Source organism: Isoalcanivorax pacificus W11-5, from assembly GCF_000299335.2.
Classification (GTDB): Bacteria; Pseudomonadota; Gammaproteobacteria; order Pseudomonadales; family Alcanivoracaceae; genus Isoalcanivorax; species Isoalcanivorax pacificus.
In genome coordinates, this window is sequence record NZ_CP004387.1 from 3,355,399 (window position 1) to 3,371,305 (window position 15,907).

Annotated in this window: 16 protein-coding genes and 1 tRNA gene; 10 read left to right on the forward strand and 7 right to left on the reverse strand. The window is 63.9% G+C overall.

The window, feature by feature from the left end; genetic code table 11:
* Positions 1-11: 11 nt before the first annotated feature.
* Positions 12-902, reverse strand: coding sequence for a DMT family transporter (locus S7S_RS15035; RefSeq protein WP_008733670.1), 891 nt, complete (start codon positions 900-902; stop codon positions 12-14).
* A gap of 106 nt (positions 903-1,008) precedes the next feature.
* The gene (locus S7S_RS19880; RefSeq protein WP_169745576.1) at positions 1,009-1,146 is read right to left on the reverse strand and encodes a hypothetical protein; all 138 of its coding nucleotides are present in this window, start codon (positions 1,144-1,146) and stop codon (positions 1,009-1,011) included.
* Between the two features lie 42 nt (positions 1,147-1,188).
* Between S7S_RS19880 and S7S_RS15040 the strand changes: the two genes are divergently transcribed.
* From S7S_RS15040 to S7S_RS15055, 4 genes are all read left to right on the forward strand, one after another.
* Positions 1,189-2,433: a multifunctional CCA addition/repair protein gene (locus tag S7S_RS15040; protein WP_035203094.1), complete on the forward strand. Its 1,245-nt coding sequence runs from the start codon at positions 1,189-1,191 to the stop codon at positions 2,431-2,433.
* Entirely contained in the window at positions 2,415-3,149 is a 735-nt protein-coding gene (locus S7S_RS15045) for a pteridine reductase (RefSeq protein WP_008733667.1), read from the forward strand. Before S7S_RS15040 ends, S7S_RS15045 begins: the two co-directional genes overlap by 19 nt.
* Positions 3,150-3,368: 219 nt before the next feature.
* Complete coding sequence (locus S7S_RS15050) at positions 3,369-4,295, forward strand: hypothetical protein (protein WP_008733665.1); 927 nt, start codon at positions 3,369-3,371, stop codon at positions 4,293-4,295.
* 179 nt (positions 4,296-4,474) lie between these two features.
* The gene (locus S7S_RS15055; protein WP_008733663.1) at positions 4,475-5,389 is read left to right on the forward strand and encodes a hypothetical protein; all 915 of its coding nucleotides are present in this window, start codon (positions 4,475-4,477) and stop codon (positions 5,387-5,389) included.
* Positions 5,390-5,458: 69 nt separating this feature from the next.
* Here the strand turns inward: S7S_RS15055 and S7S_RS15060 are convergent, their stop codons facing one another.
* The 4 genes from S7S_RS15060 to folB form a co-directional block, all read right to left on the reverse strand.
* Positions 5,459-6,976, reverse strand: coding sequence for a flavin-containing monooxygenase (locus tag S7S_RS15060; RefSeq protein WP_008733660.1), 1,518 nt, complete (start codon positions 6,974-6,976; stop codon positions 5,459-5,461).
* An 11-nt stretch (positions 6,977-6,987) separates the two neighbouring features.
* Positions 6,988-7,839 (reverse strand): metal-dependent hydrolase, encoded by an 852-nt coding sequence (locus S7S_RS15065; RefSeq protein WP_008733657.1) that lies wholly within the window; start codon positions 7,837-7,839, stop codon positions 6,988-6,990.
* A gap of 116 nt (positions 7,840-7,955) precedes the next feature.
* Complete coding sequence (folK, locus tag S7S_RS15070) at positions 7,956-8,465, reverse strand: 2-amino-4-hydroxy-6-hydroxymethyldihydropteridine diphosphokinase (protein WP_008733655.1); 510 nt, start codon at positions 8,463-8,465, stop codon at positions 7,956-7,958.
* Entirely contained in the window at positions 8,465-8,821 is a 357-nt protein-coding gene (gene folB / locus S7S_RS15075; RefSeq protein ID WP_008733652.1) for a dihydroneopterin aldolase, read from the reverse strand. Before folB ends, folK begins: the two co-directional genes overlap by 1 nt.
* 90 nt (positions 8,822-8,911) lie before the next feature.
* Between folB and plsY the strand changes: the two genes are divergently transcribed.
* Complete coding sequence (gene plsY, locus S7S_RS15080) at positions 8,912-9,532, forward strand: glycerol-3-phosphate 1-O-acyltransferase PlsY (RefSeq protein WP_008733650.1); 621 nt, start codon at positions 8,912-8,914, stop codon at positions 9,530-9,532.
* Here the strand turns inward: plsY and tsaD are convergent.
* Complete coding sequence (gene tsaD, locus S7S_RS15085; protein WP_008733648.1) at positions 9,524-10,579, reverse strand: tRNA (adenosine(37)-N6)-threonylcarbamoyltransferase complex transferase subunit TsaD; 1,056 nt, start codon at positions 10,577-10,579, stop codon at positions 9,524-9,526. The two genes, plsY and tsaD, sit on opposite strands and share 9 nt — an antisense overlap.
* A gap of 216 nt (positions 10,580-10,795) precedes the next feature.
* On the opposite strand from tsaD, the gene rpsU reads away from it, so the two are divergent.
* From rpsU to S7S_RS15110, 5 genes are all read left to right on the forward strand, one after another.
* Positions 10,796-11,011, forward strand: coding sequence for a 30S ribosomal protein S21 (gene rpsU, locus S7S_RS15090; RefSeq protein WP_008733647.1), 216 nt, complete (start codon positions 10,796-10,798; stop codon positions 11,009-11,011).
* 71 nt (positions 11,012-11,082) lie between these two features.
* Positions 11,083-11,532: a GatB/YqeY domain-containing protein gene (locus S7S_RS15095; RefSeq protein WP_008733644.1), complete on the forward strand. Its 450-nt coding sequence runs from the start codon at positions 11,083-11,085 to the stop codon at positions 11,530-11,532.
* A gap of 100 nt (positions 11,533-11,632) precedes the next feature.
* Positions 11,633-13,546, forward strand: coding sequence for a DNA primase (gene dnaG, locus S7S_RS15100; RefSeq protein ID WP_008733641.1), 1,914 nt, complete (start codon positions 11,633-11,635; stop codon positions 13,544-13,546).
* Between the two features lie 186 nt (positions 13,547-13,732).
* Positions 13,733-15,613 carry an RNA polymerase sigma factor RpoD gene (rpoD, locus tag S7S_RS15105; protein ID WP_041026017.1) on the forward strand — a complete coding sequence of 627 codons (1,881 nt, stop codon included), beginning with the start codon at positions 13,733-13,735 and terminating at the stop codon, positions 15,611-15,613.
* A 116-nt stretch (positions 15,614-15,729) separates the two neighbouring features.
* Positions 15,730-15,806 (forward strand) — tRNA-Ile (locus tag S7S_RS15110).
* Positions 15,807-15,907: the final 101 nt, after the last annotated feature.

Sequence of the window (15,907 nt, forward strand, 5' to 3'; positions counted from 1 at the left end):
AAGAGCTCTGTTCACGACTCCACCACCGGCGCACGGCGCATGCCATGGCGATCCCCGTACAGATACGCCCCCAGCGCCACCACGATCAGCCCCGCGCCGACCAGCATGGACAGCGCCGGCTGCTCGCCGTTGAGCAACATGCCCAGCCCCAGCGCCAGCACCGGTGTTATCAGCGTAATCAGCGCCACAGTGGCCGCCGGCAACCGCGACAGCACCAGGTAGTAACACAGGAACCCCAGCAACGAGCCAAACAGCGACAGGTACAGCACCGCCCACAGGCCACGCTCCGTCAGCGGGATCGCCGTCGGTTCGCCACTGAGCAGCCACATGGCCACAAAACAGGGCAGGCTCAGGATCAACGCCCCGAGCGTCTGGTTCAGCGGCGGCTGCCCTGCCGCCGCCCGCTGCACGGCAATGGCACTGCCGCAAAACAGGCACACGCCGCCAAACAGCATCAGCACCGCCACCAGCCGGCCACCGCCCACCAGCGCGTCGCTGAAAATCACCGCCAGCCCGATCACTCCGATCACGCAGCCGGCCCAGTGCCAGCCGCGCAGGCGCACCGAACCCGGCAGGCATTGCAGCATCAGCCCGGACAGCAACGGCGCCAGCCCGTACATCACCGAGATCAGCCCCGAGGGCACACTCGCGGACGCGCGATAGGTCAGCGCCATGGCACCAAACACCCCCGGCACGGCAGCGAGATACCCCAGCAGCGCACGCCGGTGCCAGCGCATGCGGCCCCCGCTGCACCAGAGCAGCAGAATGCCCAGGGCGGTCGCGATCAGCATGCGCAGCATCAGGCTGCCTGCGGCAGCGCCGCCCTCCGCGCTCCATTTGATTGCCAGGGGTGTGGTGGCCCAGACGAGCACCACGGTGAAATAAGCCAGGCCGGTCGACATAGGGATGTTCCTGTAACGGCTAAAGGACAATGAAATGTCCCGACCCGTATAACGAAAAAAGCCGCAGGGTCGGAACGACGCTGCGGCTTCTGATTGACGGGATGCGTTAACCGGATCGCAGCAGGGGCTTGCGCCAGGCGCGGGCCACGCGCACCGGCATGCCGACCACCACGCGCGCACGCGCCGCCGGGGCCTTGGCCGGGGCAGCGTGTGCAGTTTGCGGTTTGCGGGCTAACGTCATCATGCGAACATGATGCGCAGATGAACGCCCGGGTGCAATCACACAATGCAGCAACAACAGGTTTTTCTGGTCGGCGGCGCAGTCCGCGATGACATGCTCGGCCTCGCGGTCCACGAGCGGGACTGGGTGGTGGTCGGCAGCACGCCGGAAGAAATGGTCAACCAGGGGTTCCGGCCAGTGGGCCGTGACTTCCCGGTGTTCCTGCATCCGAAAACCGGCGAGGAATACGCCCTGGCGCGTACCGAGCGCAAGGCCGGCGTCGGCTACCATGGCTTTACCTTCAATGCCTCGCCCAGGGTGACACTGGAAGAAGACCTGGCACGCCGCGACCTGACCATCAACGCCATGGCCCGCGCCCGGGGTGGCCCGCTGATCGATCCCTACCACGGCCAGCGTGATCTCAAGGCCCGCCGCCTGCGCCACGTCTCCGATGCCTTCGCCGAGGACCCCCTGCGGGTGCTGCGCGTGGCCCGTTTCGCTGCCCGCTTCCATTGGCTGGGTTTTACCATCGCCGACGAGACGCTGGCGCTGATGCGCCAGTTGAGCACCCCGGAAGAGCTGCTCGCTCTGTCACCGGAACGTATCTGGAAAGAAACAGAAAAGGCACTGAACGAACGTGACCCGCAGGTGTACTTTCAGACACTGGAAGCCTGTGGCGCGCTGGCGGTGATTTTCCCCGAGCTGGCCGCCCTGCGCGGCGTGCCGCAAACGGCCGCCCACCACCCGGAAGTGGACACCCTGATTCATCAGTACCTGGCACTGGCGCAGGCGGCCCGCATGGACCTGCCCGGCCTGGCACGCTTTGCCGTGCTGGTGCATGACCTGGGCAAGGGCGACACACCGCCGTCCGAATGGCCCCGCCACATTGCCCACGAAGCCCGCGGCGGCACGCCGGTGAGCCGGCTGTGTGCCAGATTGAAAGTGCCGGCAGAGTTCCGCGAACTGGGCCTGCTCACCGCCACCTGGCACACGCACTGCCACCGCGCGCTGGAGCTGCGCCCCGGCACGGTCTGGAAACTGTTGCGGGCACTGGACTACCCGCGCCGCCCGGAACGCCTGCGGCTGTTCGTGGCGGCCTGCGAAGCCGACGCGCGCGGCCGCGAGGGGTTTGCCGACCGCGACTACCCGCAGGCGGCCTATCTGCTCGGCGCGGCAGCTGCCAGCGACCGCGTGGACGTCCGGGCACTGCGGGATCAGGGCTTTGAAGGCAAGGCACTGGGCGAAGCCATTGAGCGTGCCCGTATCACGGCGATCGAGGAGTACCGGACACAATGGCAAAAGTCGCACTGATCACTGGCGCGGCACGGCGCATCGGCGCGGAAATTGCGCGCACCCTGCACCAGCACGGTTTCAGCATCATTATTCATTGCCGCCGCAGCGCCACCGATGCCGCCGAACTGGCGACGGAACTGAACCAGTTGCGGCCGGATTCCGCCCGCGTGCTCAGCGCCAACCTCAATGACCCGGCCGCCGTGCGTGAACTCGGCATCGCCGCCAAGGCGCAGTGGGGGCATGTCGATGTGCTGGTCAACAACGCCTCCAGCTTCTATCCCACGCCACTGGCAAGCGCCACCGACGACGACTGGGACGCACTGCTGCACAGCAACCTGCGCGCGCCCTTCATTCTGATCCAGACACTGGCTGATACCTTGCGCGCCCGCCAGGGCGCCGTGGTCAATCTGATCGATGTCTACGCCGAAAAACCGCTGGCGGACCACTCGCTCTACTGCATCGCCAAAGCCGGCCTGGCCACACTGACACGCTCACTCGCACGGGAGCTGGGGCCAGACGTGCGCATCAACGGCATCTCACCCGGGCCAATCCTGTGGCCGGAAACCGGTCAGGGAAATCAACAGGACATTCTGGACGCCACCGCTCTCGGCCGCTGCGGCACACCGGCGGACATTGCCGGCGCTGTCGCATGGCTGGCGCTGGATGCACCGTATGTCACAGGGCAGATCCTGGCTGTGGACGGCGGCCGCTCGCTGGCATTCCAGGGCGGCTGAGCAGGCACTTTGTCCAGCACCACCGCGCGCGCCATGTCACCCGCATGAGCCACCCGCATGAGCCACAGGCCATGGCCCAAGACACATAATTCGGACGTTCTGCTAACACGCACCCGTGAATATCGCGCGTCGGAGGCGATATCATAGCCTCATGCCAATCGGTCCCGATCACGCATAAAAACGATTTTGACAGCTGTCTTTCTTTTTGGGGGAAACACCATGATCTCTAACCACTTCCGCGCCCTCGGCTGGCGCGGCCTGGCAGCGCCTGTGCTGCTGGCAAGTGTTGTTCTGTCCGGCTGCGGCGGCGATTCCGGTTCTTCCCGGCAACAGTCTGCGGCACCGACGCTGGTACTGACCGAAGACAATGCCGCCACGGTGACGGCATACACCTTCGGGCTGGTGGGTATCCTGCCGATGCAGCTGCTCAATGTGATCGAGGACGCGCTGTCCTTCGAGACCTGCCTGAATGACGATGGCACCCACTCCTCATCGGAAACCGAATTGTCGATTCTGGTGATTTATTCGAATTGCCGTGTCGACGGCAGCGAGATGGACCCTGACAGCCTGACGCTGGACGGTGCCATGCGCCTGGACCTCGAACACAGTAACCAGGACGTGCCAGCCCGCTTTACCTTCAGCGAATACACTCATACCGGCAGTTATAACGACGGCGTGACCAGCAACAGCCAGCAGTTCGGACTGGACGGCGAGTTCCGTGTCGACGATCTTCCGGATGGCTTCCCGATCCCATTTATGTCCATGTCGGACGTCAATATCCGCTTCAGCGTCGTTGCCCAGTTCGATGCCACCCCGCCCATTGTGCTCGACTGGCGTCTGAGCGATTTCAGCATCAACGCACAGGAACTGGGCAGCAGCCTGGGGGTGACCGTGGCGGGCAATGTGTACCTGGGCGCCCCCATGGAGGGCAGTGTGACCCTCGCCACGCCGGTTCCCGTTGCCCTCAGCGACGGCACCGAATGCCACGGCCACTTCACCATCGCCGGCGGCCAGGGCACCTCGCTGGATATCCTGCTGACCGGCAACGGCGGCTCGATCACTCTCAATGGCGTGACCACACCGCTGGACTCCTGTGACGAGTTCAACGAGTGGATCAGCAGTGCGATGCCACCCATCCAGCTCTGACGCCACACCAGCCCGCCGGCCTGCCCGGCGGGCCGGCTCCCCTCCCCGCCGGTCTTATGGCCGCACGCCATCTGTGTTACAACCGTACACCGAATAACAAGGCACCCGGCCCGACCGGGTGCACGGATTGCGGTGCCCGCACCGCTGCTGTTCACCTGACGGATACAGGATTGCCCCGTATGAACGCTACAACACACGCCCTGACCCGCTTTACCCCGCTGGCCCTGTGCCTGGCCCTGGCCGCTTGCGGCGGGGGTTCCTCCGATGGTGGCCAGCTCGGCACCATTGACCCGATTCCGTTGCCGCTGGATGAGGATTACGCGCCGGTGGCAGCGCGACTGGCGGTGAGTTATCCCGAAGTGATTGCCGATACGTATAACGATCTGTTCGCTCTTGTGGATGATATCCGCAATGAATGTGATGAGTTTCTGACGGAAACGGATCTCGGCGATGGCGCATTCAGTCTTAAAGTAGAGAACTGCGCCGTTGCCCCCCCTTCCCCCCCCATGACTTACCATGAACGCAACACGAACCTGTTGCTAACCTACGTCTCGGAAGCGCCGGCCACTCAGACTTATGATATCTCCACTTTCGAGGATGATGTGCTGGATATCGCTGGTGGTTTCCGAACCGTGCAACAGACCCGGGCGGACGGTTCCCTGACAGCCACCAGCGGCACCGATGGCCTGGCACTGACCAATACCAATGCGAGCGTCACTCAGCGGGTAGAGGTTTACGATGCGGTATCCAATACATTGCTGGAGAGCCAGAGCGGCCTCCACTACTTTCACTTACAGAACTACGATCTCAATTTTGAAGTTACCCCCACCGCCACCTCCGCAGAACAAACTGGCCGCCTGACCGTGTTTGTCGGTGCCATCGAAGCCTATATTGACATCGAAACCGATACGGCCCTCGAACAGGATATCGGCGAGGACTGCCCGCACGCGGGCCAGGTGCTGGTGACAGGGAGCAATGATGACGACATGTCCATCCATTTTTCCGGCACAGACGTTTTGGTCATGATCAATGGCGCCGACCTGGAGTACCCCATTACCTGCGAAGAATTCATAGAATGGACCGCTGAGGAATAATAAACCGGGCGATCCACTGCGCTCGCACCCTGCGGTGTGAGCGCAGCGGACACTCTTCGACAGCCCCCGTCAGGCCGCGCCTTGCTGCTGAATCTCTTCCAGCGATACAAACTCATAATCAGTACTGCACACCCGCCGCGTCTCCAGCCAGTAACGCCAGGTTGCCCCCGGCCAGAGCGCAACGTTGCGCCCGTCCGCCTGCTGGTACCAGCTTGTACAGCCCGATGTCCAGGTGGTGCCCTGCAACCGCCGTTGTACCGCGTCATTGAAGGCGCGCTGCGCCGCCGGCTTCACATCCAGGTAATCCGCCTCTTCGGCTTTCAGCAGGCGCATGCATTGCAGGATGTAATTCACCTGGCATTCGATCATGAACAGGATCGAATTGTGCCCCAGGCCGGTGTTCGGCCCCACCAGCATGTACAGGTTGGGATAGCCGCTGACGGTGACGCCGTAATAGGCTTCCGCCGCCTCGGCCCAGTCCTTCGTCAATTCATGCCCCGGCAAACCGGTGAGCGGGAAATCCTTCATGTAGATGCGCGGGTCAACGACAAAGCCCGTGCCGAGAATCAGGCAGTCCGCCGGGTGTTCCAGCCCGTCATCCGTGACCACGCTGTGGGCACGCACCTCACGGATGCCGGCGGTCACCAGCGACACATTGTCGCGGTTGAACATCGGATACCACTTGTTGGAGATCAGCACCCGCTTGCAGCCGAACGCATAATCCGGGGTCAATGCGCGGGCGAGTTGCCGGTCGCGCACCTGGAAGCGGATAAAGGCGCGGCACAGGGCTTCCAGCACACGCGCCGCGCGCGGGCTGGACGCCGGCATTACCCGTGACTCGTTACTCCAGTACAGCCGCGCCCGATGCAGCCGGCGCAGCGACGGAAAGCGCCGGAACAACGCCTTGCTGATACCGGGGTAACCGCGTTCATCACGGGGCACCACCCAGGCCGGCGTGCGCTGGAACACCGACAGGCTTTTCACCACCGGCGCGATCTCCGGGCAATACTGAATCGCGCTACCGCCAGTGCCGATGGAAATGACCCGCTTGCCGGCCAGATCATAGTCATGATCCCATTCCGCCGAGTGCATCACCTTGCCCTGAAAATCGGACAGGCCCTGGATGGCCGGAATATTCGGCACATGCAACGGCCCCGACGCCAGCACAAAGTGACGGCACACAAAGGTGTCGCCCTGTGCCGTGTGCAGTGTCCAGCGCGCCGTCGCCGCATCGAAATGCGCGGTATTCACTTCCTGCCGGAAACGAATGAACGGCCGCAACCCATACTGCTCGGTGACATCGAGAATGTACTGCTCGATTTCCTGCTGCGGCGCGTAGCGTTTCGACCAGTCCGGCTTGCCCGCAAACGAATACGAATACAGATGCGACTGCACATCGCACCCGGCGCCCGGATAGCCATTGAAATACCAGGCGCCGCCGACCTCGCCGGCCTTTTCAAGCACGACAAAATCATCGTTACCCTGTTCGCGCAACCTGATCGCCATGCACAGGCCACCAAACCCGGCCCCGACAATCACCACATTCACCTGTGTGACAGGCGCTTTCGTGGATACTTTTTTGCTCATCAGCTCTTCCCTCAGGCACGCCGTGCCGGCAGGTCATTGAACGCGGCCACTTCGTCCATCAGCGCAGGCGCCAGCGCCAGGAACGCGCGGTTGTCGTGCTGCCAGGGATGAAAATCGCGCCGGAAAAAATCAGCCCAGTCCGGCAATGCGCGCCGCAGCACGCCCGGCCGGCCCGCCACCAGTTGCACCACCTGCCACCAGCCCTTGAGCCGGAACAACCCGCCCGCCCGCGTCACCATCACCACATAGAACGGTATGAACAGACCCCAGAAAAGCATATTGGCCAGCAGAAACGCCATCACCCGCAGGCCATAGCCGCGCGCACCGCGTCCCACCACCTGTTCATAGGCGTCAAAGCACACCGCCTTGTGCTCGGTTTCTTCCAGCGCGTGCCAGCGCCAGACAGCGGCGAAATGCACCTCAGCTTCCGCAAGCAGCGTTTCATTGCGCAACAGCATGTCACCGAGCACAGCGGTGAGGTGTTCCAGTGCCACCGTGGCTGCCAGTTGCACTGACGCTGGCAGTCGCTTCACCGCCTCCAGCAACCGTTCCACTACGCGCTCCATCGCCTGCACCGGCAGGCCGGCTCCCTGCAACGCGTGGTTGTAATCCTCGTGCTCGCGGGTATGAAAACCTTCCTGGCCAATAAATGCCGAGATCTGCGCCTTCAGTGCGGTATCGGTAATCTCATGCCGGAAATTGCGCACGCTCTGGATAAAGAAACGCTCGCCTGCGGGAAAGAACAGTGACAGCGTGTTGAAGAATTGCGTGACATGCAGGCCCGCCGGATGCCAGTTCAGCACGCGCCCTTGCGGCAGTGCGAACCGGAGATTGCGGCGGACCGGATCAATCTGAATGGACATAGCCGTACCCCTTGCCAGATAGCGGAAAACGGGGACAGCTTAGGCGGAGAGGAAATCATCGAAAACGGTCACATTGGACAATGTCACCGTTTGTTGATCCACGTCAACGGACGCGCTTACGCGGGCCAGCGGAAAGGCACTTGCCAGAGTTTCTGCGCCGACATGTCCAGCCGCGCCAGCAGTGCCGCATAGGTTTCACCCAGCACCGGATGGCGCGCCTGCGGCGCGAGATCGGCCAGCGGACGCAGCACAAAGGCGTGCTTGAGAATTTCATCGCGCGGTAGCTCCACACCATCGACCAGGCCGGTGAGGTCGCCGTAGGTGAGCACATCGATGTCCAGCGTCCGGCTGGCGAATTTCTTGTCGCCGCGCACACGGCCGTGGTCCGCCTCGATGTCGCGCAGCAGGCCGGCCAGCTCGCCCAATGGCAGCCCGGTATCGATGCGTGCCACCAGATTCAGGAAGGGCGCGCCGTCAAAGCCCACCGCCTCGCTTTCGTACACGGGGCTGAGATGCACCTCGCCAAACTGCGCTGCCAGCGCATCCAGGCCGGCACGGATATTGTGTTCACGGTCGATATTGGAGCCGAGACTCAGGTACACCCGGGTCATCGCTTGTGACGCCATCAGGAACGCTCACCCCGTTCGATGATCACGCCGACATCGTGCGAGCCACGCAACGCGCCCGGCTTGGAGAGCCGCAGCCGTACCCAGGGCACATCGAATTCATCCAGCACGATGGCGGCGGCTTTCTCCGCCAGCGTTTCCACCAGCTGGAATTCCGAGGTCTGGATAAAGCTGATCAGGCGCTTGCCGACGGCCTTGTAGTCCAGCGTGTCTTCAATACTGTCGGTGGCGGCCGCGCGACGAATATCCGCGCCCATTTCCAGGTCCAGGCTCACGGTCTGGCGAATGCGGCGCTCCCAGTCGAAGATGCCGATGACGGTATCCACCTTCAGGTCGCGGATATAGACGATATCCATTTTCAATCCTTATGCGATCATGCGAAGCTTGCCGCCCAGGGAGCGCCGGCACTCGCCGGGCGCTCTGCGCAGAGCGGAGGATTATAGCCGGTGGACCTCAACACATTACAGGATGCCTGGTGGCTCACACTGTTGTTGTGTCTGGGCGCCTACCTGCTGGGCTCGATCTCCAGCGCCATTCTGGTCTGCCGCCTGTTCGGCTATCCCGACCCACGCACCCAGGGCTCCAGCAACCCCGGCGCCACCAATGTGCTGCGCATTGCCGGCAAGCCGGCGGCGGCGCTCACCCTGCTGGGTGATGTGCTCAAGGGCGTGGTGCCGGTGCTGGTCGCCGCACAGATCGGGCTGAGCGCCACGGCCACCGCGCTGATCGGTTTCTGCGCCTTTCTCGGCCACCTGTTCCCGGTGTTTTTCCAGTTGCGCGGCGGCAAGGGCGTGGCCACGGCCTTCGGCCTGCTGTTTGCGCTGCACTGGCCCACCGGCATCGCCACCGGCCTCACTTGGCTGGGTGTGTTCGGCGCCACACGCATTTCCTCACTGGCGTCGATGATTGCCTTTATCGTCATGCCGGCGGTGTTGTGGTTCTGGCTGCCCGGCGCCTTCTGGCCGATGCTGCTGCTGACGCTGATCCTGCTGGCGCGGCATCACAGCAATATCCGCAAGCTGGTCAGCGGCCAGGAACTGGGCTTCAGAAAACCGAAGTCAGACTGAGCGCGTGACCGGCGTCAGCTCCGTGAGCGGCCAGCGGGCGCGCACGGCAATGCCGAGATCCTGCTGCTGTTCACCACCGGCCAGCCGCAGCGCACCGGCAAACGCAATCATGGCGCCGTTATCGGTGCACAATGCCTGACGCGGATAACACACCCGCACCGGCTTGTGGCCACGGGCCGGCTTCGCCAGCGCCTCTGCCAGCCGGGCGCGCAGGCGCCGGTTGGCGCTGACGCCCCCGGCCATCACCAGAGTGTCGTGGCCGGTCTGCTGCATGGCCCGGCGGCATTTGATCACCAGCGTCTCCACCACCGCTTCCTCGAACGCACGGGCAATATCGGCGCGGTCCTGCTCGCTCAGCGCCTCCTTGCCGCCGCACTCGGCGATGGTGTTCAGGCAATAGGTCTTCAGGCCCGAGAAGCTGAAATCCAGCCCTGGCCGGTCGGTCATCGGGCGCGGGAAGGTAAAGCGCGCCGGGTCGCCCTGCTCCGCCAGCGCACTGATGCGCGGGCCACCGGGATAGCCCAGCCCCATCATCTTGGCGGCCTTGTCGAACGCTTCCCCGGCAGCATCGTCCAGCGATTCGCCCAGCAGGTGGTAATCCCCCAGGCTGCGTGCCTCCAGCAGCAGGGTGTGGCCGCCGCTGACCAGCAACGCCACGAACGGAAACGCCGGCGGCTCGTCTTCCAGCAGCGGCGCCAGCAAATGGCCTTCCATATGATGCACCGCCACCGCCGGAATGCCCCAGCCAAACGCCAGCGAACGCGCCGCCGCCGCGCCGACCAGCAGCGCCCCGGCCAGGCCGGGGCCGGCAGTATAGGCCACGCCGTCGATGTCCGCCGCCGTGCAGCCGGCCTGGTCCATCACCTGTTGCACCAGCGGCAGCAGGCGCCGCACATGGTCACGGCTGGCCAGTTCCGGCACCACGCCACCGTGCTCGGCGTGCATGGCCACCTGGCTGTACAGGGCTTCCGCCAGCAGGCCGCGCGCCGTGTCGTACAGCGCCACGCCGGTCTCGTCACAGCTTGTTTCTATACCCAGTACACGCATCAGGGCCTCGGGTTCAGGGGCGGGTCAGGGGGCGGATGATAGTCGCCGGCCACGCGAGGGGCCAGTTTCAGGCCCGATATCGGGCCTGCCGGGCTGCTTTGCAAATCCTCCGGGCTCCGGTAGAATGCCGCGCTCTCCGTGTCCGCACGGACATACAGAACCGAGTCCAGGGCGGTGCCCATCGGGCCGACCTGAACAACACAAGGGTAAGATTGCATGCCGCAAGTACGTGTAAAAGAAGGCGAACCGTTTGACGTGGCCCTGCGCCGTTTCAAGCGCTCCTGCGAGAAGGCCGGTGTTCTGGCCGAAGTGCGTCGTCGCGAGTTTTACGAAAAGCCGACCCAGGAACGCAAGCGCAAGCGTGCCGCCGCTGTAAAACGCCACCTGAAAAAGGTGTCGCGCGAGCAACTGCACCGCAAGCGTCTGTACTGATCGGCCTTTCCGGCCGTTAGTACCTTCCGCTTCAGGCCTATTTTTCAGGCGTATTTCTCAGGAGCGCCCCGATGAGCGACATCAAGGCCAGCCTGACCAGTGCCATGAAGGATGCCATGCGCGCCAGGGACAGCGTCCGTCTGGGCGTCATCCGCATGGCCCTGGCCGCCTTCAAGCAGGTCGAGGTGGACGAGCGCATCGAGGTCTCTGACGAGCGCGCGCTGGTGATCATGGACAAGCTGGTCAAACAGCGCCAGGACGCCGCCACGCAATACGCCGATGCCGGCCGCCAGGAACTGGCGGATACCGAACTGGCCGAGATTGAGGTGCTGCGCGAATTCCTGCCGGCACCGCTCTCCGAGGCCGAGATCGACGCCCTCATCGACCAGGCCATTGCCGCCACCGGTGCCGCCGGCATGCAGGACATGGGCAAGGTGATGGGCCAGCTCAAGCCGCAACTGCAGGGCCGCGCCGACATGGGCGCCGTCAGCGGCCGTATCAAGGCGCGCCTGAGCGCCTGATTTCGCTCCATTGCGTCACATTCCCGCATATCGCCGGTGCGCTGGGCGCCCCGGCGTCGTGCCGTTACACTCTGGCTCTCACACCTGACTGCGACAGCCCATGGCACGTATTCCGGAATCCTTCATTCAGGACCTCCTGGCCCGCACCGATCTGGTCGAGCTGGTGGATGCCCGCGTCCCGCTGAAGAAGACCGGCCGCAACTACAGCGCCTGCTGCCCGTTCCACAACGAGAAGACCCCCTCGTTCACCGTCGCCCCCGACAAGCAGTTCTATTACTGCTTTGGCTGCGGCGCCAAGGGCAACGCGGTCGGCTTCCTGATGGAATACGAACACCTGAGCTTCCCCGAAGCCGTCAAGCAACTGGCCGACAAGGCCGGCGTGGAAGTGCCACGCGAGCGTGAAGACAGCGCCGAAGACCACGCCCGCCGCGACCACCTGCAAAGCCTGTACGACCTGCTCGCCCGCGCCGACCGCTTCTACCGCCAGCAGCTGAAAAGCGCCCCGGAGCGCCAGCGCGCGGTGCACTACCTCAAGGGCCGCGGCCTCAGCGGCGAAGTCGCTGCCCGCTTCGGCCTGGGCTTTGCCCCGCCCGGCTTCGACAACCTGATCAGCAACCTGTCGCTGGACAACCACGGCCTGGAACAGGCCCTGGAAGCCGGCCTGCTGGTGCGCCGCGACGACACCGGCCGCACCTACGACAAATTTCGCGACCGCATCATGTTCCCGATCCGCGACAGCCGTGGCCGCACCATCGGTTTCGGCGGGCGCCTGCTCGGCGACGGCAAACCGAAATACCTGAACTCCCCGGAAACCCCGGTGTTCCACAAGGGCCGCGAGCTGTACGGCCTGTGGGAATGGCGCCAGAGCCGCGACAAGTCACCGCAACTGTTCGTCGTCGAGGGCTACATGGACGTGATCGCCATGGCCCAGCACGGCATGCCGAACGTGGTCGCCACCCTCGGCACCGCCACCACCGAAGACCACGCCCACAAGCTGTTCCGCCAAGTGGACGAGGTGGTGTTCTGCTTCGACGGCGACGACGCCGGCCGCCGCGCCGCCTGGCGGGCACTGGAATCGGCCCTGAGCGTGCTGGAGGACGGCAAACAGGCGCGCTTCCTGTTCCTGCCCGATGGCGACGACCCGGACACCCTGATCCGCCGCGAGGGCCGCGAGAGCCTGCTGGCCCGCGCCGAGGAAGCGCCGACACTGTCCCACTTCCTGTTCAGCCACCTGGCCGAGGGCCTCAACACCGACTCCGTCGACGGCCGCGCCCGGCTGGCCCGGCTGGCCATGCCCTACATCCAGCGCACCAAAGGCGACTTCTACCGCAGCCTGCTGCGCAAGGAACTGGCCACCCGCACGCGCCTGGACGAAGACGAACTGCGCCAGCTCGAACCGGCTGCCGCGCCGGCCCGGCCCGCCGCCCCGCGCGACGCGCCGCCACACAGCGCACCGCCGCCGGATGACGGCTACGACTACGGCTACAGCGCACCCCCGGAGCGCGAGCCAGACTTCATACCGCCCGGCTACGGCGCCCAGACACCCAAGCGCCGCAACAAGCCTGACGCCCCCCGCAGCAGCACCCTGAGCCTGGCGGAACGCCTCACGTGCGTCTTGCTGAACGTGCCCTCGCTGGTAAGCGAACACCCACTTCCGGCCGATATCGAAGAGCTGGAACTGCCCAACCTCGACCTGCTGCTGCAGGTGGCCGACCTGCTGCGCGACCAGCCGGACCTGCCGCCCGCCGCACTGCTGGGCACCATCATGGCCCTGGAACAGGGCGAGAGCCTCACCCGCCTGCTGCGCGAGACCCTGCGCCCGGCCATGGACGAGATCACCGCGCGCCGCTACTGGCGCGACGCCCTGAAAAAACTGGAAGTGACCCAGCTCGAAAACGCCATCGCCCGGGAACAGGCCGCCCCCGCGCCGGACATCCGCCGCCTGGCGGCACTGAGCAAGGCCCTCAGCGACGCCCGCCTGACCCTGGCCGCGCCGCTGCACAGCCCGTCCTGAACGCTTGCAAAGACGCCCGGATGCCCCCATATCCGGACCACAGGAGGCCGCTCCTGCCACCCCGAGAACACGCCGCCCAGCCCCTTCCCACAGGCGCTGCGACCGGTGTTCGAGTAGGCATGGCACAGCGCTTCCAGTATAATCCGCCGCTTGGCTAATCCCGCTTCACCAACCACGGGCCGCGACATGACCTCGCAGAAAGAGCAGCAGCAGTCACAGCTAAAACAGCTGATCGCTCTGGGCAAGGACCAGGGCTACCTGACCTATGCCGAAGTGAACGACCACCTGCCGGATTCGATTACCGATACCGATCAGGTGGAAGACATCATCCAGATGATCAACGACATGGGCATTCCGGTGGTGGAAAAAGCCTCCGATGCCGATCAGTTGATGATGGACGAGAACGCCGACAGCACCGACGAGGTCGCGGCGGAAGAAGCGGCTGCCGTACTCGCGTCGGTGGAATCCGAACCGGGCCGCACCACCGACCCGGTGCGCATGTACATGCGCGAAATGGGCACCGTCGAACTGCTCACCCGTGAAGGCGAAATCGAAATCGCCAAGCGCATCGAGGAAGGCATCCGCGAAGTGCTGCACGCCATGGCCTACTGGCCGGGCTCCGTGGAAGTGGTGCTGGGCGAGTTCGACAAGATCACCACCGAAGAGCGTCGCATCTCCGACCTGATCGCCGGCTACCTCGATCCGAACGACGACGGCGCCGCCGCCCCGTCGCAACCGACCGAGGCCCAGTTCGCCGCGCGCAAGGAAGAGAAGGCCAAGGCCGCTGAAGGCGACGAGGAAGAAGACGACGACAGCGACGACGACAGTGACGAGGACGATGGCAGCATCGATCCGGTACTGGCCGCCGAGCGCTTCAACGAACTGCGCGCACGCTGGGAAAAAGTCCAGCGTTCTCTGAAGCGCAACGGTCGCGACCACGCCACCACCGGCAAACAGCTCGAGCAGATGGCAGAAATGTTCACCCTGTTCAAGCTGGTGCCGCGCGTGTACGACGAACTGCTGCGCCAGGTCCGCAACACACTGGACGTGATCCGTCGCCACGAACGTGAAGTGATGGCGCTCGCGATCAAACGTGGCGGCATGGACCGCAAGGATTTCATCAAGACCTTCCCCGGCAACGAGACCAACGTCGAGTGGGCCGATGACATGCTGCGCAACAAGAAGGTCAAGCTCGACCAGGATCGCTTCAATGTGGTGAAGGACGATATCCTTCGCACCCAGAAACGCATTCTGCAGATTTCGGAAGCCGCCGGCCTGCCCGTGGCGGACATCAAGGAAATCAACCGCCGCGTCTCCATCGGCGAAGCCAAGGCCCGCCGCGCCAAGAAAGAAATGGTCGAGGCCAACCTGCGCCTGGTGATTTCCATTGCCAAGAAGTACACCAACCGCGGCCTGCAGTTCCTGGATCTGATCCAGGAAGGCAACATCGGCCTGATGAAAGCCGTGGACAAGTTCGAATACCGCCGTGGCTACAAGTTCTCCACCTACGCCACCTGGTGGATTCGGCAGGCCATCACCCGCTCCATCGCCGACCAGGCACGCACCATCCGCATCCCGGTGCACATGATCGAGACGATCAACAAGATCAACCGGGTACAGCGCCAGATGCTGCAGGAAATGGGCCGCGAACCAACCCCGGAAGAACTGGGTGTGCGCCTGGAAATGCCGGAAGACAAAGTGCGCAAAGTGCTCAAGATCGCCAAGGAACCGATCTCCATGGAGACGCCCATCGGCGACGACGAGGACTCGAGCCTGGGCGATTTCATCGAGGACGCCAACATCGAATCGCCGGTGGATTCCGCCACCATGCTGGGCCTGGAAGAAGCCACCCGCGAAGTGCTGGCCAACCTCACCGCCCGCGAAGCGAAAGTGCTGCGCATGCGCTTCGGCATCGACATGAACACCGACCATACCCTCGAGGAAGTCGGCAAGCAGTTTGATGTCACCCGCGAACGCATCCGGCAGATCGAGGCCAAGGCACTGCGCAAGCTGCGGCACCCGTCTCGCAGCGAACACCTGCGCAGCTTCCTGGATGGCGATTCCTGATCAGGGGTTGCAAAAGCACAAAGGCCGCTGAATAATTCAGCGGCCTTTGTTTTATGAGCGGCCAGCCAGAGCCGTGAGCGTTAAAATAGTGAAAAGCAGAATATCGTGATTTATTTGGGCCTATAGCTCAGTTGGTTAGAGCAGGGGACTCATAATCCCTTGGTCCCTGGTTCGAGTCCAGGTGGGCCCACCATACTTAGTAAAAACTTAAAGCGGCCAAGATAGATATTTACTCTGGCCCACGCCAAGCATCTCATGAAGGGGAACTCCCTCTTGGCGCTGCAGTTTTTCTCC